Genomic DNA, 20,790 nt, shown 5'->3' on the forward strand with positions numbered 1-20,790 from the left:
CCCGGGCAAACTGCGGATCTTCCCCGCTTGAGCCGTGCCATCAAACCAATCGGCAAAGCCCCGGTGCGCATTGTGCACATGGGACTGGGAGCCTTCCACCGCTCCCACCAGGCCTGGTACACCCAGCATGCAGGCGACGCGGCTGAGTGGGGCATCGCAGCCTTCACCGGCCGCCGCCCGGATGCAGCGGAGGTCCTCGCTGCACAGGACGGCCTGTACACCGTCGTGGAGCGCTCCGACGCAGGGGACTCCTTCGAAGTCATCGGCAGCATCGTCGAAGCCGTCGACGGTGCCGACGTCGAGCGTTTCGCCGATCTTGTCGCCGCGCCCCTGACTTCACTCATCACCCTCACTATCACCGAGGCCGCCTACCGGCTCGGGTCGGACGGGAAGCTGGACAACCAAGCGCCCGACGTCGTCGCGGACCTCGCCGTCCTCGCCGGCGGTTCTGCTTCCGGCAAGCCGACGACGCCGCTGGGCAGGCTCGTGCTGGGCCTCGCAGCGCGCCGCGACGCCGACGCCGGCCCCCTCGCCGTGGTGTGCTGCGACAACCTCTCCAGCAACGGGGCGGTCGCCAGGAGCGCCGTGCTGGGGATGGCCAAGGCGTTCGACGCCGGACTCGCCGCCTGGATCGACGCCAACGTCAGCTTTGTCAGTACCTCTGTTGACCGCATCACGCCGCGGACGACGGACGCCGACATCGACGCCGTCGCTGCCGCGTGCGGCTACCGCGACGAATCGCCCGTGGTCGCCGAGCCTTTCGTCAACTGGGTGCTCAGCGGGGACTTCCCCGCGGGGCGACCGCACTGGGAGGACGCAGGCGCCGTTTTCGTGGACGAGATCGAGCCGTACGAGAACCGCAAGCTGTGGCTCCTCAACGGCGCACACTCCCTCCTCGCTTATGCCGGCCAGTTGCGCGGACACAAGACCGTGGCAGAAGCCCTCGCGGACGATTTCTGCCGACGGGCAGTGGAGGACTTCTGGGACGAGGCCGCCTCCAACCTGCCCGGTGAGGACTTGCGCATCCCCGAGTACAGGGCTGCCCTGCTGGAGCGTTTCGGCAATTCCCGGATCGCCCACCATCTGGCCCAGATAGCCATGGATGGCAGTGCCAAGCTGCGCATGCGGGCGCTGCCTGTGCTCCGGGCCGAGCGCGCCGCCGGCCGAAGCGGCCAGGCCGCTGCCCGGATGATCGCGGCCTGGACTGCCTACACCGCCACGGCAACTGGGCTCCAGGACCCGCAAGCGGCAGACATTGCCGCCGCGAACCTCCTGCCAGGCCGTGCACGGCTCGAGGCCCTGCTCGGCCTCGTTGATCCCGACTTGGTTGCCGACGCGGGGATCGTGGACCTCGTTGAACGTTTGGCCGAGTCCTTTGCGGCCGCTGGCAACCTTAGGTAGTCCGCAGGCACTCTCGACGGCGCCCGTTTCCTTCCCCGTGAAGGCAGCGGGCGCCGTCGTTTAGGCCCCGATACATGAGCGAGCGTTCGCCGGATATTCGATATATGTGAGCGAGCGTTCGGCGGGACCGACGCTCGCTCACGTATGTCGGGTTTTCCCCCGACGCTCGCTCACGTATGTCGGGTTTTCTCCCGACGCTCGCTCACGTATGTGGCTTTTTCCCCCGACGCCTGCTCACCTTGCGTGAGCGGGGGTTGGGTGGGACGGACGCTGGATTCCCATTGACGCGGAAATGTTTCATGGAAACATTTGGCAACCGCTTGCCGAATAGTTGCCGAGGTGACTAGAATTACATCAAGCTTCAACTATTTCAGGCCTGATTCGACCGAAGCCTTTCCATCATCGCAAGCCGGAACATGGGGTACCGGCAAGGGTAAAGGAGCCCGCAATGAACAAGCTCAGCAAACTCAGCATCGTAGGCTATGGGGCTGGCGACGCCGCCAACAACCTTGCCTTCACTACCGCCACCATGTTCCTGCTCGTCTACTACACCGACGTCGCAGGCATTTCCGCGGCGGCCGCCGGGACCCTGTTGCTTACCGTCAGGATCTTCGACGCTTTCGCTGACGTCTTTGCCGGACGGTTGGTTGACCGCGCGTACAGCAAGCGTTTTGGAAAATTCCGCCCATTCATCATGTTCGGCTCCATCCCGTTGCTGCTCCTGAGTGTCGCAGCCTTCTCCATTCCGCAGATTGGCGAAACGGGGATGTTGCTCTACGCCTACGTGACATACGCCGCCCTCGGCCTGGCCTACTCGTTGGTGAACATCCCCTACGGTTCGCTGGCCGGCGCGATGACGCAAGATCCGGGGGAGCGGGCAAAACTGGGCTCGGCCCGAATGGTCGGCGCCCTTATGGTCAGTTCCGCGCTGGGTATCTTCGTGGCTCCGCTGATCAGGCCCGGCGCCAACCTGCAATCCACGTTCACCATCATTACCCTGGTCTTCGTCGTGATCGGCGCAGCGCTGTACTTCTTCACATTCCTCACCGCCAAGGAGCGCGTTCACCGGGCGGTCCCCAAGGTTTCCTTCAAGCAAAGCATGGCGACACTCAAGACCAACCGTCCGCTGCTCATGCTGTGCCTGAGTTCCTTCCTGTTCCTGACCGGCTACATGGCGCTGTCCTCGGTGCAGCTGTACTACTTGCGTGACGTACTCGGCCGGCTGGATCTCTACGCCACCCTCGCGATCGTCCAGCTGGTGGTGACATTTGCCCTCGCTCCGCTCATGCCACGGCTGGTCCGGAACTTCGGCAAAAGGACCATTTACGCGGCTGCCGGGGTCCTCGCGATCATCGGTGGCGCAATCGTCTTCTTCGCTCCGGCCGCCATGGTCTGGGTCGGGTTCTCCGGTCTGCTCTTGAGCATGCTGGGCGTCATGGCCGTCAATATTGTGGTGTGGGCCCTGGAGGCTGACACGGTCGAATACGGCGAATGGAAGACCGGAGTCCGGACTGAAGGCATCACCTATGCGCTGTTCTCCTTCACCCGCAAGACGGGCCAGGCCGTCGGCGGAGCCCTTGCTGCATACGCACTCGCGGCGGGCGGCTATAAGTCGGGCACCGCGCACAGCGCCGAATCCCTGCAGGCCATCCAATTTGCCGCAGGTGCGTTGCCGGCCGTCATGACCATCCTCGCGATCGTCGTCATGGCCAAATACAAGCTGAGTGACGCGTTCCATGCGCAGATCCTGGGCGAAATCAAAGCCCGCCGTTCCCTCGAAAGTTCCGGCGCCGAGCCAATCGGCGGGGGACGCGCTGCCGGGAATCCTCCCGGTCGAGTGGTCGCGGAAACCTCGCCGGTGACCGGTGGACCGGGAAATATCTCGACGAAATAATACTGCAACCGGTTGCCAATAATTGTCATCCATCCTAAGATCGTCTTTACCCGCCCCGTGGTGCACGTCGCATCCGGGCCAGGCCAGCCCTCGATCAGCACCCCTGAAAGGACCAGCTGTGAAAATCATTGCCGCTGAAGTCTTCGTGACCAGCCCCACCCGGAACTTCGTGACCTTGCGGATCACCACCGAGGACGGCGTGACCGGCATCGGCGACGCGACCCTGAACGGCCGTGAACTCGCCGTGGCCGCGTACCTGAAGGAACACGTTGCGCAGCTGCTCATCGGCAAGGACCCGCACCGCATCGAGGACACCTGGCAGTTCCTCTATCGCTCCTCGTACTGGCGCCGTGGTCCGGTCACCATGGCCGCGATCGCCGCCGTCGACATGGCCCTGTGGGACATCAAGGGCAAAGTGGCCGGGCTGCCGGTCTACCAGCTCCTGGGCGGTGCCTCCCGCAACGGGCTCCGCGCGTACGGCCACGCCTCGGGCGCGGACATCCCTTCCTTGTTCGACTCGGTCCGGGAGCACCTGGAGCTGGGTTACAAGTCGATCCGCATCCAGACTGCCATCCCGGGCATCAAAGCCGTGTACGGCGTGGCCGCACAGGCGCAGGCCTCGGGTGAGCGCTACGACTACGAGCCAGCCGGTCGCGGTGCGTTCCCACAGGAAGAGGACTGGGACACGCGCGCCTACCTGCGCCACCTGCCCACCGTCTTCGAAGCGGTTCGGAATGAATTCGGCCCGGAAATCCCGCTGCTGCACGATGGCCACCACCGCATGACCCCCATCCAGGCAGCCAAGCTCGGCAAGGCCCTGGAACCGTACGACCTGTTCTGGCTCGAAGACTGCACCCCGGCCGAAAACCAGGAAGGGCTGCGCCTGGTCCGCCAGCACACCACAACACCGCTGGCCATCGGCGAAATCTTCAACACGGTCTATGACTTCCAGACGCTCATCAAGGAACAGCTCATCGACTACGTCCGCGCCGCGTCGACGCACTTCGGCGGCATCTCACCGCTGAAGAAGGTCATGGACTTCGCCGCCCAGTACCAGATCAAGTCCGGCTTCCACGGCCCCACCGACATTTCGCCCGTCGGATTCGCCGCGCAGCTGCACGTGGGCCTGGCCATCCACAACTACGGCATCCAGGAGTACATGCAGCACTCGGACAAGACCAACACGGTCTTCGAGCAGTCCATGACCTTCACCGACGGCTATCTGCACCCGGGCGACAAGCCGGGCCTCGGCGTCGAATTCAACGAAGAAGCCGCCAACTCCTTCCCGTACCAGCAGGCCTACCTGCCCTACAACCGCCTCGTGGACGGCACCGTCCATGACTGGTAGGAACGTCGCCACGGCCGGCGACCCCATCGCCGGAGGGAACAAGCCGCGGCGCATCGTGGTGATGGGCGTCTCAGGTTGCGGCAAGACCACCATCGGGGACCTCGTGGCCCGGGCGCTGGGCGTTCCGTTCCTCGACGGCGATTCCCTCCACCCAGTGGAAAACGTCGCCAAAATGGCCGCCGGAACCCCGCTGACCGATGAAGACCGCTGGCCCTGGCTCGCCACCGTGGGCACCGAACTCGCCAACGCCGGCGACGGCGGGCTGGTTCTCGCGTGCTCTGCCCTCCGGCGCAGCTACCGGGACGCAATCCGCGAGAAGGCACCCGACACGGTCTTCCTGCACCTTCATGGCAGCAAAGAGGTGCTGAGGGAAAGGACAGAGGGCCGTTCCGGCCACTTCATGCCGCCCGCGCTGCTGGACTCACAGCTCGCCACGCTGGAACCGCTCGACGCCGACGAGGCCGGGTTCGTCGTCGACATCGCCGTACCGGTCAACGAGGTGGTCGCCGAAGCGCTCGCCGGGATTGCCGCCGTCGCAGGCTCCGAAGCTCCGGCGGGGCACACCCGCGCCGGCGCCGTGGGCACCCAGGTGCGGCAGTTCGACGTCGACCTCCAGTCGGCGCCGTTCAACCTCGACGACGACGCCGTTGCCTGGGTGGACTCCACCATCCGAGGCATGAGCCTCGAGGAAAAAATCGGGCAGCTCTTCATCAACCACAACAACGATTACTCCCCGGAGTACCTCGACGGCGTGCTGGAGAACTATCACGTCGGCGGGATGAGGTACCGGCCGGGTCCATCTGCTGCTGTCCAGCAACACATCCGTTATGCCCAGTCCAAGACGCGCATCCCGCTCCTGGTCGCCTCCAACCCGGAAATGGGCGGAGCTGGAAGCTGTGACGACGGAACCTTCGTGTCGACCCACCTGCAGGCCGGTTCCCACCCGGACAAGTCCATTGCGAGGAAAATGGGCCAGGTGGCCGGAGTGGAAACCGCGGCTTTGGGCTGCAACTGGGCGTTCGCGCCGATCGTGGACATCCACTACAACTGGCGCAACACGGTCATCTCCACCCGGGCGTTCGGCAACACACCGGAAATCGTGGTGGAGCGCGCCAAGGAGTACTTCGACGGCATCAGCGAATCTCCCACTGTCTGCGCCATCAAGCATTTCCCCGGCGACGGCGTGGACGAACGCGACCAGCACGTGGTCACGTCGTACAACACGCTCGGGTACGCGGAGTGGAATTCCAGCTACGGACACGTGTACCGGGAGATGATCGGCCACGGGGTCCAATCCATCATGGTCGGACACATCGGGGCTCCTGAGCTCACGCGGCATTTCCGGCCGGGGACTGAAGACCGGGATATCCTGCCCGCCACCCTTGCTCCGGAGCTTCTGCAGGACCTGCTCCGTGGCGAGCTCGGCTTCAACGGACTGATCCTCACTGACGCATCGCAAATGGTCGGACTCACCCAGGCAAAGAAGCGCAAGGACCTCGTTCCAGCCACCATCGCCGCGGGCTGCGACATGTTCCTGTTCTTCCGCAACCCTGCCGAGGACTTCCAATACATGATGGACGGTTACAAAACCGGCGTGATCACCGATCAGCGCCTGCATGACGCGTTGCGCCGGATCCTGGGGTTGAAGGCCAGCCTGGGGCTGCACAAGAAGCTGCCGGAAGAGTTGACGCCGTCGGCCGAGGCACTGAGGCTGATCGGCAGCGAGGCCCACCTCACCGTCGCCGCCGAAATCGCGGACAAAACCGTCACCCTGATCAAGGACACCGCCGGCAACTTGCCCGTCACGCCGAAAACCCACAAGCGGATTCGCCTGTACGGCATCTCCGGCGGATCCGATTTCACCCGGGCGGACCCGCTGGCCTACCTGGATACGGTCAAGGAGGAACTTGAAGCCGCGGGGTTCGAGGTCCACCTCTTCAAGACGGCGGAACAGCGTGAGGCTGCGGGGGAGTCGGGCGTGAACTTCATGAGCGTCATCTCCGACGAAGCCACCGGCGATTATGCGGACAAGTATGATGCCGCATTCGTCTTCGCCAATGTCAAGGGCTTTGCCCAGGAGGCGGCGATCCGCATCAAATGGTCCAGCCCCATGGCGGCGGAAATCCCTTGGTACGTCACGGAAGTCCCCACGGTGTTCGTTTCGCTGAACCAGCCGAACCACTTGATCGACGTGCCGATGGTCAGGACGGCCATCAACGCCCATGCAGGGACGCGCGAGGCCATCCGGGCTACCATCCAGAAAATCCAGGGCAAGTCCGAGTTCCAGGGGACGTTCAACGAGAACGTGTTCTGCGATTCGTTCGACACACGGTTATAGGCCGGTTCCACCCTGTTGCGGCCACTTCCCGGAGGCACGGGGAGTGGCCGCCGCACGCAGGGGGTCGGCATCCTGGAGCTACGGAGTTCGAATCTCCTGACCTCCATATTGTCGATGCCCCGCAGTAGTATTCGGGCATGCCTGACCAGCCCGAATACCCCGCGCCGTTGAATTCAGTCGGCGCCCCGCCTCCGCGCCAAACGGAGCCCCTTTCAACCGTCTCCAGGGTGCCCGTGATCGCCAAGCTCGTTTGGCCGAAGTACCTTCAATATGTTCCGGCCATGGTCACCCGGACGTCGGAGGGCAAGGTCCTGGTCCAGTGGTGGCCGAATCCCTTCGGATCGGCCACCAGATTGACGTGGCTGAAGGATACGGACGTGAGGGCCGAGCTGCGCTACGAGCGTTGAGTCAGGCGGCCGGGTTCGCGACGTCCACCAGCTTGGTGTTGTCTTCGACGAGTTCCACGGGCCTCATCGTCCACGCCGACGACAAGGCATACGCCTCGCCCAGCACGGCATCCAACAAGGCCTGGCCCCTGGTTTCCTTGGGGTCGATCCAATCGTCGATCAAGTCCGGAGAGATCGGAACCGGGATCCGGTCATGCAGATTGTGCAGCCGCTCATGGACGCCTTCCGGAGGTGAGTCCATGGTCAGGATCGAGCATGACAAGCGCCACGCGTCGGGTGCCGACTTGTCCTCGATGCTCTCGTCGCGCCAGGGCGCAAACAAGCCGGCGAAGGTAATCAGCTCATCTTGAGGTTCGACGATGTAGCGCTGCTTGGGATCCTTTCGGCCGGGCCCCGATTTCTTCCACTCATAGTAGGCAGAGGCCCATTTATCTGTAGTCATTTTGCGGGAAATGGCATTTGGCCTGGTCGCATCGTTCAGGACGCGTCTTCAAGCAATGCGGGCTCCAAGAAATATCTTGCGTAGGATGGCGAGGCTTGGCTGCCAGTTGGAGGAATCTGCGGTCGCGTAAGAATTGTCGGCATAACCGCCAGCGCCATGAGCACCGGGCGGGAAGGTCGGCGGGTCATGGCTCACCAAGCAACTGGAGGAGCACTAGAACCTCATCGGACGACCAACCCCCGTCAATCGCGTCCCCGATCTCATCGAGCCTCGAAACCGTTGCCGAGATGCCATCCTCGTCTGCCTGCGCGAAATCGATCTCGATCGGCCGAATCGGACCGTTACCCGATCTGGCCACGTAGCCGCGGCGGACGAACGACGCCCATGCCTGCGTCAGCTGGGGCGAGAAGGCGCCGTCAATCAGTCCTCGCAGAACCAAAACTGCGGCCCTGCGAGTGACGATGAGTGGCTCGCCGAGGGTCGCTGCGGCCTCGCGAATAGCGGCATGATCGACCGCCAGAATAGCGGAGAGTGCCCCCAGGTCACCTCTGACGAGGCGCTCAAGCGCTTCTGGCAAGTGGGACTCGGAATTACGGTCCACCACGCACCCACTTAGTCTCGATCAGAAGCCAACTGCGTGAACCGTTTTTGTGGTCGATCACTTGTCCTCGCCAAGTTGAGCTGCTAACTGTCGCGCTGGATCCCAACCGATAGGCGGCTGGTCGATGCCCAGACCGTCCCACGGCATCCCTCGCGCTGCCCAGCGCTGACGCCAGCTTTCGTACGTGAACCCCAAATCGTCATCGGTCACGCCGAACTCAAATCCGCACGAGTAACAAATTTCGTAGGATCCTCCGCCCACGGTTCGAGGCGGCTCGGTGAGGTCAGGGTAGCCGCAGACCGGGCACGTGTAATGACGCATACTCACTGAAGCGCCCCCGGCTGTCGGTCCCCGCGCCCTTCCCGGCGGCGAGACGTGCTTTCGTGTTCTGTTTCGGGTTGCAGGAGCATGGGCTGGCGGCCTAAATCGGTGAGGTCAGGATCTTGCTCGACAAGACGGTCTTCAAAGTCGGCCCAGCCATGATGAACGATGTAGTGGGCCTCGCTTGCGGAGATCGGCACCAGCCAAGCGATGACAATCGTATGGTCCTCTTCCTCGCAGGTGGCGAATTCGTCCGGGAAGTAGACGGGTAGCGTCACGTAGAGGGCTTCCATCTGCGAGCCCGGGATCAAAGGTCCACGCGGGCCGATGACGTCACCCCGGAGAAGCGGCCTTTGGCTGTGGATCGTTTCCTCGCCGACTTGCTGAATCAGTGACGGGAGCACGCCATCACCTAACGACTCAGGGGCCAGCATGAGAAGTTCGTGGCGGATCTCAATATCCGAGTTAGGAGACGTGAGCGGATAGCGGCCCAGCCCGAGCGTCGCGAAGCTGATGGTTCCGGGCCCTGATCCCTGCGGGAACCGGACGATCTGGAACGGCATCCGGCGGCCGTCGGCGTCGACACTCCACCCGACCTCTATCTGCCCGAGAAATTTCTCGAAATGTTCTACGAGTCCCATTACTTTGACCCCCACCTCTGCTTTTCTGATCACCAGGGCGGCAGCCGGGGACGGTCCGCGCGGGGCTTTGTTGATGGGTCGTTTCTCATTCGGTTGAGGAGGAACTCGCAGGCTTCGCTTTCGCTGAAGAATACTTCTTCGGAGACATGGTTTCCTCGCTCTGAGCAATATACGGCCCACTCATACGCGCGGTCCTCCAGAATATGGGATTCTGGGGCCGGTCCTCCGCCGAGATCGTAGCTGAACGGGTAGAAACCTTCGGTCTCCAGTATCTGCTTCAGCTCAGATCGATTCATTTACCTACTCCATCGTTGTTGATCAGGTCTGCAGGCTTTGGGTTAGTCCACGCCTGAACTGGGGTAGCTTTTCAGCCTCGGTTGTGGGCACGTCGTGTCCGGAGGGCAATGACGGAACACGCTTCTGCTCGAACGCCGCCAGCCGCGGCTGGCACCGATAATTGTGCCGTCGATGGTCATTCCTCTGTGACGGAGACAGGCTCAACCAGTTCGGGTCCGTTGTTGCGCACGGAGTTGACTCTGTCGCTGACGACCCGGGGCACGAGGTGCGGTTCGGGCATGGAGTCCAGCAGGGCGCGCACGTCAGCTTCGGACGTGGTGTCGGGGTCGAGCCAGTCCGTATACATGTCAGGTGGCACGATCAGCGGCGTGCGGTCATGGATGTGGCCGAGTGCGTCTGAGGCCGCCGTCGTGATGATGGTGGCCGTCCGCAACCACTTGTCCGGGTGCCCGTCCGGGAGGGCAGGATCCGGCCAGTTCTCGAACAGTGCAGCGAACGCCAGGATCTGGCCATCAGCCCCGTGCAGATACGTCGGGATCTTCCCGCCCCCGGCGATCTTTTCCCACTCGTAGTAGCCGTCGCCGACGAGTAATCCGCGCCTTGCCGACGCGGCCTTCCGGAACGATGGCTTCTCGGTGACCGTCTCCATTCTGGCGTTGATGAGACGCGCCCCACCTTTGGGATCCTTTGCCCAGGAGGGGACCAGTCCCCAGCGTGCCGTGACAAGCTTCCGGGTCGCGGGCTCGCATTCGTGGGAGCTGCGGTCCAGGACCAAGGGCACGGGGTCGGTGGGCGCGACGTTGTAGGAAGGCTTCAGCTCTTCGACATACGACTCCCGGACGTCGAACGCAGCCATCAGGTCAGCGGTCGATTTGGAGACCACGTAGCGTCCACACATGAGCCCATTATCCCGTGTCCGGGTCTGGCGTCCATGGTCGGGAGCCCTGCTGGCGTTGCAGGGTGAGGATCTGGCCGTGGGCTGCTGCCAGGGCTGTTTCAAGTTCGGTGATCCGTTGGCGGTTCCTGGTGCGTTCTTCGGTGAGTTTGCCCGTCAGTGTGCGGATGATGCTGCTGGTGTCCGGCACGCGCCCGGGGTCTGGGGCCGGGACAGGGGCCGGGCGCGTGGAAACGGGGGCTTGCCGAGCGCGCAGTGTCTGGATGCGGTCGCGCAGGTCCGGGGTGCGGTAGAGGAAGTCTTTGGAGACGCCGCCGGCGGCGGCAACGCCTTCAAAGGTGATTGGCTCTGCGTTCTTGAGCAGACGACGCAGGCCCTGCTCGGCCCGTTTGATGGCGGCGGCGTGTTTTGCCTGGGCAGCCTTGCGCAGGTTCTCAACATTGCCTCTGGCCATTATCCGGTGACCTGTCGTGGTGCCTTGGCTATGTCGGCTTCGGCCCTGGAGAGAGTGCCCAGGCCTTTCATTGGTCCGGTCGGTCGGTCCGGGGCTTTCAGTGCCTGGATGATGGTGCCGAGGGCTCGTTGTTCCCTGCGCCGCAGGCTCAGCCACACGTGGTTTTCGGACATGGGTTCGCCGGTGCGCGCGGTATGGGCTTCCTGGCGTTTGCCGATCAGGGAATCCAGCGAGACGAGTTCGCCTTCGTGAACGCCCAGGAATCTCTCGTCGGTGACAAAGAGGTCGCAGCTCAGGCAGGCATTGCCTTTATCGCATGATTTGGCAGGTGGCAGGGTGCACCAACCGTTGGGAAGCACCCGGTCCGTCCTGGAGTCCAGCGCCATCAGGTCATACAGATCATCCGGGGCGAGCTCGGGGCCTGCGCCGTTCGTGGTGATCTTCCGGTATTTCAGGAACTCCGCCTTGGCCGTGGAGTCCAGTGTCTGGGCGTAGTGCAGGGTCATCTCAGGGGTTGTATGCCCCATGTACCGCTGAACAACGTGCAGCGGCACCCCGGCGTTGATCAGGCTTGTTGCCTTGGTATGGCGGAAACGGTGGGTCTGGGAGAGCCCCAGCGGCTGGCCGTCATCGTCTTTCAGTTCTGCCCGTTGGACCAGCTTCTCCATCTGCCTGCGGAAGACATGGCTGTAGTAGTGATGCCGGCAGTGCAGGTTGTTGTGGGCCTTCAGGAAAAGGTATTTCGGCGCGTCGGTGATCCCGAGGTCGTCGAGGCGGGATTTGAGCCAGCGTTGCTGCTCGGCGATTATTTCGATGACTTCGGAATCGACGAAGATCGTCTCGGGTGCGCCCTCGATCTTGGTTTGCTGGTAGCGGAGCTTGGCGATCCGTGTCCCGTCCTCGGGCTCCGGTCCGGTGACCGGAAACAGGGGGTTCGCGTCGAGCATGCAGATTTCGCTCACCCGCCGCCCGGTCGCGATCATCAGCAGCAGGATCCGCATGGCCTGCGGATCTCCGAAACCGCCCTCGGACTGGGGCGCGGCCAGCAACGGTGCCTGTGCCGCGATCCGAGACAGCACTTGGTCACTGAACAAGTGATCCTCCGTGAACTTTTGCTTCTTTGACCGGGGGATGTCTCCTGGCCTCCAGAAGCGCAGATATTCCGGGCTGAGGCCCACCCACCGGGGATCGCCGGTTGCTTTGGCCGCGTCGTCGCCATGGTCGTGCATGAACTCATACAAGCCCCGGACGGCCGCGGTGATGCGCCCGATGCTGGAGTGTGATCGTTGCCTGCCGGAAGTCCTGCGCAAGGGATCGTAGGAGAGGAAGTCCATCATGATGGCCCGGATCTTCGTCTCGTCATCGTCAAGCCGCGGGGACACAATGCCCCGTTCGGTGACAAAGGTCCCGAAGAGCCGGAAGGAGTGTTTGTGCCCCATCGCTGTCGTCCATGATGCCCGCCCGGTTTCCAGGAGGGTCTTCGTATAGAACATCGCTCCGCGCCGCAGCCACTCCGGGTCGATGTCGTGCCAATGCATGACGTATCCGCGTGAGGGTTCCTGTTCCCGCCGCGGTATCCGGAGGTCCATGTCCAGGGACCACACTTCGCGTTGCCACCAGGGGCTGTCGTCGTAGGCGAACCAGAGGAGCTTGCAGGCCCGGTCCAGTGGGCCCACGATGCTCCGCATGGTCGATGCATTCGGGAGCGCTTTGATCCGGCGGGCCCAGGTGGTGTTGAGTTCGGTTCGCCACTCGCCCGGGGTGCGGTCCATCAGGCTTGCTGAAGGCAATCCGAGGCTCTTCAGCCGCCGGCTCGTTTCGGCAAGTTCACGGCAAAGCAATCCGAGCGTCGAGCAGGGAACCCGGCCGCCGACGTCGATGATCCGCCAGATGACGAACATCAATTCCCGCTGCATCGTTTCGGGCAGGGCATCCAGGTGAATGTTGCCGATCTTGTCGTGGTAGTAGGCAAAAGTCCTCAGATACGGTTCCGGGATCGATTGCCTCGTGTAGTGCAGGAGCTGAAGCTCCGCCGGAACCTGCTGCAGCAGGGCAAGGTTCGCGGCCAGGTCGAAGGGACGCTTGTTGTGCTGGTGGAGCGCTCCGAGAACCCGGGCATCAGCTGATTTCATGTCCGTCCTTCCATCGTTCGGTCACGGTCTTCCATTCGGCCAGGGCCCTCAGTTCCTCGTCTTCGGTCACCCACGCATAGATGTCCAACGTCGTCTGCACGTCCGCGTGCCCCAGCCGCCGGCTGACAACGTGCAGCGGGCACCCGGACAACAGCAAGGCAGTCGCGTGGGTGTGCCGGAACCAGTGCGGCGTCCAGGCGGCCGGCGTGTTGTCGCCCAGCCGACCGCGGATCCGTCCGACGAGTTTGTAGATCGTCTCGGGCCGCATCGGCGCGAATTTCCGTGGCCCGTGCAGATTCACGAAGACATGCGCCTCATCGATGGCATCCACGGCAAGATCCATGCCTTCGTCGCACAACTGCCACACATACTCGGCATACAGACGGTCCAGCCCATCGGAGATGTACAGCTTGCGGTAATTGCCGCCCTTGACCCGCGCGCCGTGCGGGTGGGGTCGTGGCACGATCTCGATGAACGGGCTCTCGCCCTGGCCGGTATGCCAGTCCCGGTGCTGCAGGGACAAGGATTCGCCCATCCGAAGGCCCGTTTCCTCCAGAAGGGTAAAGAACAACCTGTCCCGCAGGGCGCCCGTCCAGGCTCCGGTTCCGGCATCAAACCGGGCACACGAATCCTTGATCACCTCGATCTGTCGAGGGGTCAGCACCGGCGCAACTTTGCGGCGCCTCCGCACCCGCACCGTCGCCGCACGCGGCTCATACGGTCGCGCATGCCCGAGAAACGGCTTGTACGGGGACCTCGCCGGGCGGGAGGAGAACAAACTGGGACCAATGTCGGCTCCGCGCCATTGGTGGAAGAGGTAGAACGAGCGGACACCCTGCAACCGCACTGCCGCCGTCGCGTCAGAGATGCGAACCTCCACGGGGTCGTGAAGGGTGCGCACCTCCGGGGGAATGCCCGTTCGAATCCACGCCAGGAAGCCGGTCAGGTCCTCCAACGCCAAAGCGTCCCAAGCCTTGTTCCGCAACCCCAGAAACTGCCACCACAACTGCAGGGCCCGGGCATAGGACTTCACGGTGTTCGGCGAACAACCGGTCTGACGAAGATGCTCAAGGAACAACTCGATAGCGGCCACCGGAAGAAGGTCATCACCGAGCACAGTCCATGTAATGTCATTGTCGTTGATCCGGACACGCTGGACTCTCACCATCCAAAGTTCCTTCAGTCACCCGAGAACAGAAACGCTGATCAGCATTCCCGGCCCCGGGAAACGACACGCCGCCTGAAGGGTGAAATCCACACGACGTTAAAGACTGCTACCGGATAAACCCGTCCTCAACAGTCCAAGGGAAGTCCGAGGGACTCTTAACGCCGTTAAAGACAGCCTCCAACGGGTACCGGATAAGCCGGAACCACCGCCCGCCACTTGGGCAGGGAAGCCCTGAATGCCGGTGTTGCGCCAGCCGTTTCCGATCGCGCGTTCCAAGTGGGCACCTTTGAATCGAACGACTTGGAGAATGTTGGAACCAGGCCCCATCGCCCGGCCGCGAGCTCGCGACCGACTGGCCCGTCTCCTGACCGTCCCCGCAGAAAGACCACGGGGTCGGTCGGGTTGATCTGGAGCGTTGGCGAGGGGTAGTCGGTATCACCGCGCAACACGGCACCGAGCTTCCTCGAGAGATAGTCTGCCTCGAAACCGACACTGAACCGACCGCACATATCGACATTCTCGCTTAGCGCTTGGGACAACGCCAGCCGTCGAAGTCCATACTGGAGCAAGATGGACCAATCCGCATCCTGATAGTCCGGACATTTGGAGGGCACCCATGAGCAACCCGCGCGGCGAGGACATGCCTCTGGCCAAGGGCAGCCCCGCCCGCTTGACCGGACCCGTTTTGGCCGGGGTTCTCCCGCACCAGCCTCGCACCGTGGTTGAGAAAGCCGCTGAAGTAGCGCTCAGCGCCGGTTTGGAGCTGGTCCTTGCCTTCGCCGACGTCACGAGTTTCCCGGCGGCAGGGGACCGGGACGGGCACTTGGCCGCTCAGGCGATTGACCCCGACGGAATCGACGACGACGCCGCGGCCATCTCGGAGTCGCTCCATTCCCGCATCGCGGATCAACTCGACGGAACGGGCGTGCAGTGGACCTTCGTGATGCTCGCCGGCGAGCCTGCCCGGTCACTAGGCCGTTACGCGGCGAGCATCAACGCTTCCATGATCGTGGTCGGAACAAAGGAACACGGCCTCGGACCGAAGTTTGAAGGACTGGTCACCGGATCGGTAGCCTTGCATCTGGCACATCGCCAAAACTGCCCCGTGCTCATGGTTCCCTTGGGCCGTCACGACCCAAGCAGGGATCAATGAAGGAAAGCAGCACCGCCCCTCCCGGAGCCGAAGCAAGGACGGCGCCATCGGACAGGACCCTGCACCGCCCCCTCCATCTACACGGCCGGTTCGTTCTGCTCGTCGCAGCCGGAGGAATCCTTGGGGCTTTGAGCCGCTACGGGTTTGGCATGGCGCTTCCCGCACCGGACTCCTGGCCGCTGCCCACCCTTCTTATCAATCTGTCCGGCGCGCTTGCGCTGGGCTGGCTACTCGAAGCGCTCGCGCGGAGCGGGCCCGACGCCGGTCTCCGCCGGATTGCCCGCTTGGGCATTGGAAGTGGTTTCCTCGGGGCCTACACCACCTACAGCACCCTGGCGCTGGACTCGGTGCATCTCTTCGGAGCAGGACGCGGAGTGGACGCTATGTGGTACTTGGTGGCCAGCCTGTTGGGCGGCGTCGCGGCCACAACCCTTGGTATCTGGCTTGGGACGCTCCGGCACAAATCCGCCCCACGGGGGAAGGTCCAGCCATGACCCTCCTTCTGATCGCGCTCGCGGGGGGTGCAGGGGCGGCTGCGCGTTTCGTGGTGGACGGAGCGGTCCGTTCCTGGGCCCGGACTGCGCTGCCGCTGGGCACCATCTTCATCAACCTCTCCGGGTCGCTGCTCATGGGGATCCTGGCGGGACTGGTCATGGCGCATCAGGCTCCCGAATCCCTTCAGCTGATTCTCGGCACTGGATTCCTCGGCGGATACACGACCTTCAGTACGGCGAGCTTGGAGACCGTCCGGCTTGTCCAGAGCGGCCGGACCGGCCTTGCCTTCCTTAACGGCGTGGGCACTATGGCGGCATGCGTCGGGGCCGCGGCAGCCGGCGTCGGGCTCGTCTTGTTGTTCTGAAGCGGTACACCGCACACGTCCGGGAAGTCACCTACACCCAGTGGCAACCAAACTCTGGAATAACCCCTCAGGAGAAAACAATGTTTGAAAAAGTCGTGCAGGACGGGGTCGTCCTGAAGCCTCTTGAGCCATGGCACGCCGGCGAGTTTGCCGAGCACATGAACAGGGCGAGAGACCATATCCGGCCGTGGGTCGGACCGACCTTTGTCACCGACACCGTCGAGGGTGCCCGCGCTACGCTTCAGCGTTACGCCACAGCCACTGCGAACGACGGGGCGCGCATCTATGGACTCTGGAACGAAGGCAGGATCGTCGGAGGCGTGATGTTTGTGACGTTTGACTCCGCCTGGGGCATTTGCGAGATCGGCTGCTGGCTCGAACCCGGTGCTGTCGGAGGCGGTCTCATCACCCGGTCGGTCCAGCTGCTCATGGAATGGGCTTTCGTGGAGCGTGGGATGTCCCGCATCGAATGGCGGTGCCGCACCGACAACGACCGCAGTGTTGCTGTCGCGCAGCGACTGGGTATGCGTTCGGACGGAGTCCTTCGCAGCAGCTGGGTCTACGACGGAAAGCGATACGACAAAGAGGTATTTTCAACACTTCGCGCGGAATGGATGAGCACACGGCCTGATATCGCTCAGTGAGAGTAGGGGGTCACTCAAGGCCACGGTGACGAAATTGTTCGATTAATCACTTTTGCCCCGCGGGGTCCACTAGCCTCATCTGAGGACTAAGGGGGCCCATGTTGGAAATCGCGTTGACCTGCGCAAACGCAAACTTGAATGTAGATGCAGGGGGTACCTTCCATTTGCGGTGGGCGCCAGGTTCATCGGTGTCGGGCGCCGATGCCGACGCCGTCGTCGCTGCTGTCCGGGGTGTCACCGGAGGTCGGCTACAGCCGATGCTCGTCGAGGTCGTGGACGTATGTTTGGGTCTCGAGGCCAGAGCGACGCTGTTGGGGACCCGGTTTGTGTCCGCTGTTGCACTGGTCGGGGCTACGGTGGTCGACCGGGTGATGGCTGCCGCGTTGTTGCGTGAGCAAGAGTGCCCGCACGGATACTTCACGTCCGTCGAGGACGCCAGGGAATGGCTGAGAGGCTTGCCGGATCCCCAGGCGTTGGAAGAAGCGGTCGTCTGAGAAGCCCACACGGAAGGCTTCCGCGGGTCCGCCGACTACGAGCGGTGGAAGGGGTTGCTGCACCATTTCTACGACCCGTTCCCCGTCGTCGAGCACTTCACGACGGTTCCGAAACGCGCCTCGTAATGGATCCGCGTGCGGGTCAGAGCAGGCCTTTGCGGACGGCTTCGTAGATGGTGCTGATGGTCGGCGTGAACCCGAGGCTGCGGGCGAGGTTCACATCCATTTGTCCCTTCCAAGGGTGGGTGTCTGGCGGTCGTCGCGGGTGCGGAATACTGCGGCAAGGTGGATGACCGCGGTGACGCCTTCCACGGCTGCCGGCAGGGACTCGGGTCTGAGGATGTCACCTTCGGCGCGTTCCACGCCATCCGGGGGTTCTTTTCCGGGGCGGACGAGGGCGCGGCATTCGATGCCCGCGTCGGTGACTCTCTTGAGGAGACGGGACCGACCAAGCCGGTTCCTCCGGTGACGAGAATGGTCATGGTCTCCCTCCGATGAGGGGTGCTGCGAGTCCGGCGAGCAGGATGCTGATGCCTTGGTCCAGTTCGGCGGCGCCGTCGTAGTCGGCGAGGACCGGGCCGAGGGCGCGGAGGCGGGGGAATTCCTTCGCGGGCAGGCGGTGCAGGCCAAGGCGGAGCAGTGCTTCGTTTTCCTCCGGGTCCACGATGAATTCCTGCAGTTCATTGAGGATGTGGCCGTACAGGAAGCCGTAGTACGCCCGGTAGACGTGCAGTGCGTCGCCGGGGGTGAAGCCGGCGTCGATCAGCAACGAGAGGATTTGCTCGAGCGGGCGCAGCGTGCCCAGCGGGCGCAGGCCCAGGGGCGTCGACAGCGGGCGGGTGACGAGCAACGGCACGACGTTCGGGTGCCGCAGCGCGAGCAGGCGCAGGTCGTGGGCTATCTGGCGCAGCTGTGCCTGCCAGTCGGGGTTGTCCGGGGAGATGGGAAGCTCTTTCAGGACCTGCTCCGTCACTCCGTCCAGGAGCGCGGCGCGGTTGGCGGCGTACCGGTAGAGGCTCATCGGATCCCGGCCTAGTTCCTGGCCCAAGCGGCGCATGGTGAGCGCGTCCAGTCCTTCCGCGTCCACCAGTGCCAGGGCGGTGGACAGGACGAGGTCCCGGCTCAGCCTGGGTTTCTGCCCGGCGGGCTTGTCGCCGGCACCTGCAGCGGAAGAATTGGCCGGAGACTCTGGGGGAGGCATGGGGTTACGTCCTGATCTGATCGTTTCATCGCGGCTCTTGCCGGGAAAATAAGCTTGCTTACTTTGTAGTCTACGCGTAAAGTCTACACTGTAGATAAGTTCCTACCTAGGTTCGAGGAAGCAGGCTCAAGCGCATGGCAGCGGGCCGTTCGCACCGCTTCGGAAGTCCGTGACTGCGCACCACGCATGGACCGTCAAAACCGCACTTACCCACCATCCACCTTTACTTACACTCAATAGTAAGTATGCTTACTAATGAATGCCCCAGGCCGCCGGCCGGGGCACGCAAACAAACAAGGGAGATTCACATGTTGCTTTGGATAGCCATCATTATCGCCGTTCTCTGGCTTCTCGGCCTGCTCGGCGGCATCGGCGGAGGCCTCATTCACATCCTTCTGGTCGTCGCTGTGATCGTTCTGATCTTCCACTTCGTCCGCGGCAGGTCACGCGTCTAGCCTCCAGCTGCCACGCTGCCGCCCCTCTTGGGCTAAAGTCCAGGAGGGGCGGCGCATTTAAGGGCCGGACTCCTCCGGGGAACGGCCTTCAGCTGCCCCCGGCCTCTACTTCTTCAAAAGGCTCCGGGGCTTCCACCCGGCCCAGGAGCGACAGCCGGCTCGCGATTCTGGCCATGTCAACGGTCGGGGCGCTTGTCTGCCGGGAGCCACTCGGATGCTTCGGGTCCCGGGCCGGATCACCGGCTAAGCCCCAGTCCAGGGGGCCGTGCCCGACCAGGAACAGCGTGATGTCCCGGTCGTAGAGGACATCCACCACATCGCTGAACCGTTGCCAGGCCGATGCGGACCCGGCAGCCGACTCGACCGTGGGCGAGGGTACGCCGTCGATCACCCAGGCATCGTAGTCCTCCGCCAAGGCGAGGTAGTCCGCCGTCGACATCCTGCCTCCGCACAATTCCGCGAAACCAACCCAGAGCACGTCGTCGGCCGCTTTGACGGTGAGTCGTTGCGTTGTGGGCGTGAGGATCCTCTCTTGCGATTTCGACGGCGGGAACAAACCGAAAGCTCCCAGCTGCGCCGGCGTTCCGGGGGTAATGATCCTGCCCCTGCTGAAGCCATCCTGCCCGGGAGCCACTAGAGCCAGTTCTTCCGCTTGAAGATGACCCACATGACAAAGCCCGCGAGAACCATCATGCCGAGTGCCATGGGATAGCCGAGCGGCCAATGGAGTTCAGGCATAACGTCGAAGTTCATGCCGTAGAGCCCGGTCACGAATGCGGGTGCGAAGAAGATCGCGGCCCACGAGGAGATTTTCTTGGTTTGTTCGTTTTGTGCCGCGCTCGCCTCGTTTTGCCGGTTCGCGGTCAGGGTCCCGTCGAGGGTCAGGGCGTTTTGGAGCAGGTCGCGGAACCCGTTTGCCCGGGAAATTACCTGCTCGACGTGGTCTTCCACGTCGCGGAGTTTGCGCTGCAGTTCGATGTCGACCCGGTATTTCTCGAACCCGCGCTTCAGGGAGGCCATCATTTCGGGGAGCGGGTTGATCGCGCGCTGGAACTGGATGACCTCCCGGGCGAGTTCGTAGATGCGCCGCGAAACCAGGGGATCGCCGCCGAAGAGCTGGTCCTCGATCTCGTCGATGTCGTTTTCCAACCCGGAGATCACGGGGCCGTAGTCGTCCACCACCTGGTCCAACAATGCGTACAGGACGGCCTCGGGACCATGGCGCAGCAGCTCGGGTTGTTGTTCCAGATCGCGACGGACCTGGGCCACCCCGGGTGTTTCAGCGTGCCGGACCGTGACTACGAAGTTCTTCCCCGTGAAGATATGAAGTTCACCGAACTCCACGGTCTCCGTAGCGTCAACGTATCTCGCAGGCCGGAGGACCGTGAAGAGGTTGTTGTCGTACCGTTCCAGCTTGGGCCGCTGGTGGGCATTGACGGCGTCCTCGACGGCGAGCAGGTGGAGGCCGAACTCGGCAGCCACTGCCGCCATTTCCGTCTCGTCCGGCCGGTACAGTCCAATCCACACCATTCCGCCGTGCGCGGCCAGCGTTTCAACGCTTTGCTCAAGGCTTTCCGGAGTCGCGGTCCGGATACCGTTCACATAGACGGCATTGTCAATGATGGTCACGAGGTTATTCTCCTCC

General features: G+C 63.3%; 23 protein-coding genes. 11 read left to right on the plus strand and 12 right to left on the minus strand.

Going from position 1 to position 20,790, the window contains the following annotated elements:
* Positions 1 to 78: 78 nt before the first annotated feature.
* The 5 genes from QRN45_RS00770 (at position 79) to QRN45_RS00790 (ending at position 7,388) form a co-directional block, all read left to right on the plus strand.
* Positions 79 to 1,401, plus strand: coding sequence for a mannitol dehydrogenase family protein (locus QRN45_RS00770; protein ID WP_284762366.1), 1,323 nt, complete (start codon positions 79 to 81; stop codon positions 1,399 to 1,401).
* Between the two features lie 448 nt (positions 1,402 to 1,849).
* A complete protein-coding gene (gene uidB / locus QRN45_RS00775) occupies positions 1,850 to 3,295 on the plus strand; it encodes a glucuronide transporter (RefSeq protein ID WP_284762173.1) in 1,446 nt (481 codons plus the stop codon).
* 118 nt (positions 3,296 to 3,413) lie between these two features.
* Positions 3,414 to 4,643: a D-mannonate dehydratase ManD gene (gene manD / locus QRN45_RS00780; protein WP_059387443.1), complete on the plus strand. Its 1,230-nt coding sequence runs from the start codon at positions 3,414 to 3,416 to the stop codon at positions 4,641 to 4,643.
* A complete protein-coding gene (locus tag QRN45_RS00785) occupies positions 4,633 to 6,981 on the plus strand; it encodes a gluconokinase, GntK/IdnK-type (protein ID WP_284762174.1) in 2,349 nt (782 codons plus the stop codon). Before manD ends, QRN45_RS00785 begins: the two co-directional genes overlap by 11 nt.
* 137 nt (positions 6,982 to 7,118) lie before the next feature.
* Positions 7,119 to 7,388 (plus strand): hypothetical protein, encoded by a 270-nt coding sequence (locus tag QRN45_RS00790; RefSeq protein ID WP_139359719.1) that lies wholly within the window; start codon positions 7,119 to 7,121, stop codon positions 7,386 to 7,388.
* 1 nt (position 7,389) lies between these two features.
* Here the strand turns inward: QRN45_RS00790 and QRN45_RS00795 are convergent, their stop codons facing one another.
* The 8 genes from QRN45_RS00795 to QRN45_RS00830 form a co-directional block, all read right to left on the minus strand.
* Positions 7,390 to 7,830: an SOS response-associated peptidase family protein gene (locus tag QRN45_RS00795; protein ID WP_284762175.1), complete on the minus strand. Its 441-nt coding sequence runs from the start codon at positions 7,828 to 7,830 to the stop codon at positions 7,390 to 7,392.
* Between the two features lie 184 nt (positions 7,831 to 8,014).
* On the minus strand, positions 8,015 to 8,434 hold the full coding sequence (locus QRN45_RS00800; protein WP_284762176.1) for a hypothetical protein: 420 nt from the start codon (positions 8,432 to 8,434) through the stop codon (positions 8,015 to 8,017).
* Positions 8,435 to 8,754: 320 nt separating this feature from the next.
* Positions 8,755 to 9,393: a suppressor of fused domain protein gene (locus QRN45_RS00805; RefSeq protein ID WP_284762177.1), complete on the minus strand. Its 639-nt coding sequence runs from the start codon at positions 9,391 to 9,393 to the stop codon at positions 8,755 to 8,757.
* Positions 9,394 to 9,865: 472 nt separating this feature from the next.
* Positions 9,866 to 10,588, minus strand: coding sequence for an SOS response-associated peptidase (locus QRN45_RS00810; protein WP_284762178.1), 723 nt, complete (start codon positions 10,586 to 10,588; stop codon positions 9,866 to 9,868).
* A gap of 7 nt (positions 10,589 to 10,595) precedes the next feature.
* Positions 10,596 to 11,039 (minus strand): DUF6262 family protein, encoded by a 444-nt coding sequence (locus tag QRN45_RS00815; RefSeq protein WP_284762179.1) that lies wholly within the window; start codon positions 11,037 to 11,039, stop codon positions 10,596 to 10,598.
* Entirely contained in the window at positions 11,039 to 13,171 is a 2,133-nt protein-coding gene (locus QRN45_RS00820; RefSeq protein ID WP_284762180.1) for a tyrosine-type recombinase/integrase, read from the minus strand. The genes QRN45_RS00815 and QRN45_RS00820 overlap by 1 nt, the downstream gene beginning before the upstream one ends.
* Positions 13,158 to 14,339, minus strand: coding sequence for a tyrosine-type recombinase/integrase (locus QRN45_RS00825; protein WP_284762181.1), 1,182 nt, complete (start codon positions 14,337 to 14,339; stop codon positions 13,158 to 13,160). The genes QRN45_RS00820 and QRN45_RS00825 overlap by 14 nt, the downstream gene beginning before the upstream one ends.
* 164 nt (positions 14,340 to 14,503) lie before the next feature.
* Positions 14,504 to 14,848: an SOS response-associated peptidase family protein gene (locus QRN45_RS00830; protein ID WP_284762182.1), complete on the minus strand. Its 345-nt coding sequence runs from the start codon at positions 14,846 to 14,848 to the stop codon at positions 14,504 to 14,506.
* A 107-nt stretch (positions 14,849 to 14,955) separates the two neighbouring features.
* Here QRN45_RS00830 and QRN45_RS00835 point away from each other — a divergent pair, with 107 nt between their 5' ends.
* The 5 genes from QRN45_RS00835 (at position 14,956) to QRN45_RS00855 (ending at position 17,489) form a co-directional block, all read left to right on the plus strand.
* Positions 14,956 to 15,492: a universal stress protein gene (locus tag QRN45_RS00835; protein ID WP_241709786.1), complete on the plus strand. Its 537-nt coding sequence runs from the start codon at positions 14,956 to 14,958 to the stop codon at positions 15,490 to 15,492.
* Complete coding sequence (locus tag QRN45_RS00840; RefSeq protein WP_284762183.1) at positions 15,489 to 15,986, plus strand: fluoride efflux transporter FluC; 498 nt, start codon at positions 15,489 to 15,491, stop codon at positions 15,984 to 15,986. Before QRN45_RS00835 ends, QRN45_RS00840 begins: the two co-directional genes overlap by 4 nt.
* Positions 15,983 to 16,351, plus strand: a complete 369-nt coding sequence (gene crcB, locus QRN45_RS00845) for a fluoride efflux transporter CrcB (protein WP_284762184.1) — start codon at positions 15,983 to 15,985, stop codon at positions 16,349 to 16,351. Before QRN45_RS00840 ends, crcB begins: the two co-directional genes overlap by 4 nt.
* Before the next feature lie 80 nt (positions 16,352 to 16,431).
* Complete coding sequence (locus QRN45_RS00850) at positions 16,432 to 16,995, plus strand: GNAT family N-acetyltransferase (protein WP_264636681.1); 564 nt, start codon at positions 16,432 to 16,434, stop codon at positions 16,993 to 16,995.
* A 188-nt stretch (positions 16,996 to 17,183) separates the two neighbouring features.
* Positions 17,184 to 17,489 carry a hypothetical protein gene (locus QRN45_RS00855; RefSeq protein WP_241709783.1) on the plus strand — a complete coding sequence of 102 codons (306 nt, stop codon included), beginning with the start codon at positions 17,184 to 17,186 and terminating at the stop codon, positions 17,487 to 17,489.
* Between the two features lie 216 nt (positions 17,490 to 17,705).
* Here QRN45_RS00855 and QRN45_RS00865 read toward each other — a convergent pair whose 3' ends face one another.
* Together QRN45_RS00865 and QRN45_RS00870 are read right to left on the minus strand one after the other, a co-directional pair.
* Entirely contained in the window at positions 17,706 to 17,852 is a 147-nt protein-coding gene (locus QRN45_RS00865) for a hypothetical protein (RefSeq protein ID WP_284762185.1), read from the minus strand.
* Between the two features lie 115 nt (positions 17,853 to 17,967).
* A complete protein-coding gene (locus QRN45_RS00870) occupies positions 17,968 to 18,690 on the minus strand; it encodes a TetR/AcrR family transcriptional regulator C-terminal domain-containing protein (RefSeq protein ID WP_284762186.1) in 723 nt (240 codons plus the stop codon).
* Positions 18,691 to 18,998: 308 nt separating this feature from the next.
* On the opposite strand from QRN45_RS00870, the gene QRN45_RS00875 reads away from it, so the two are divergent.
* Entirely contained in the window at positions 18,999 to 19,145 is a 147-nt protein-coding gene (locus QRN45_RS00875) for a lmo0937 family membrane protein (RefSeq protein WP_139359721.1), read from the plus strand.
* 88 nt (positions 19,146 to 19,233) lie between these two features.
* Here QRN45_RS00875 and zapE read toward each other — a convergent pair whose 3' ends face one another.
* Together zapE and corA are read right to left on the minus strand one after the other, a co-directional pair.
* A complete protein-coding gene (gene zapE / locus QRN45_RS00880) occupies positions 19,234 to 19,779 on the minus strand; it encodes an AFG1/ZapE family ATPase (protein ID WP_284762187.1) in 546 nt (181 codons plus the stop codon).
* Positions 19,779 to 20,774 carry a magnesium/cobalt transporter CorA gene (corA, locus tag QRN45_RS00885; RefSeq protein ID WP_241710564.1) on the minus strand — a complete coding sequence of 332 codons (996 nt, stop codon included), beginning with the start codon at positions 20,772 to 20,774 and terminating at the stop codon, positions 19,779 to 19,781. The genes zapE and corA overlap by 1 nt, the downstream gene beginning before the upstream one ends.
* Between the last annotated feature and the right edge of the window lie 16 nt (positions 20,775 to 20,790).

The sequence above is a fragment of the Arthrobacter sp. efr-133-R2A-63 genome (assembly GCF_030209795.1).
In the GTDB taxonomy this organism is placed as follows: domain Bacteria; phylum Actinomycetota; class Actinomycetes; order Actinomycetales; family Micrococcaceae; genus Arthrobacter; species Arthrobacter bambusae_A.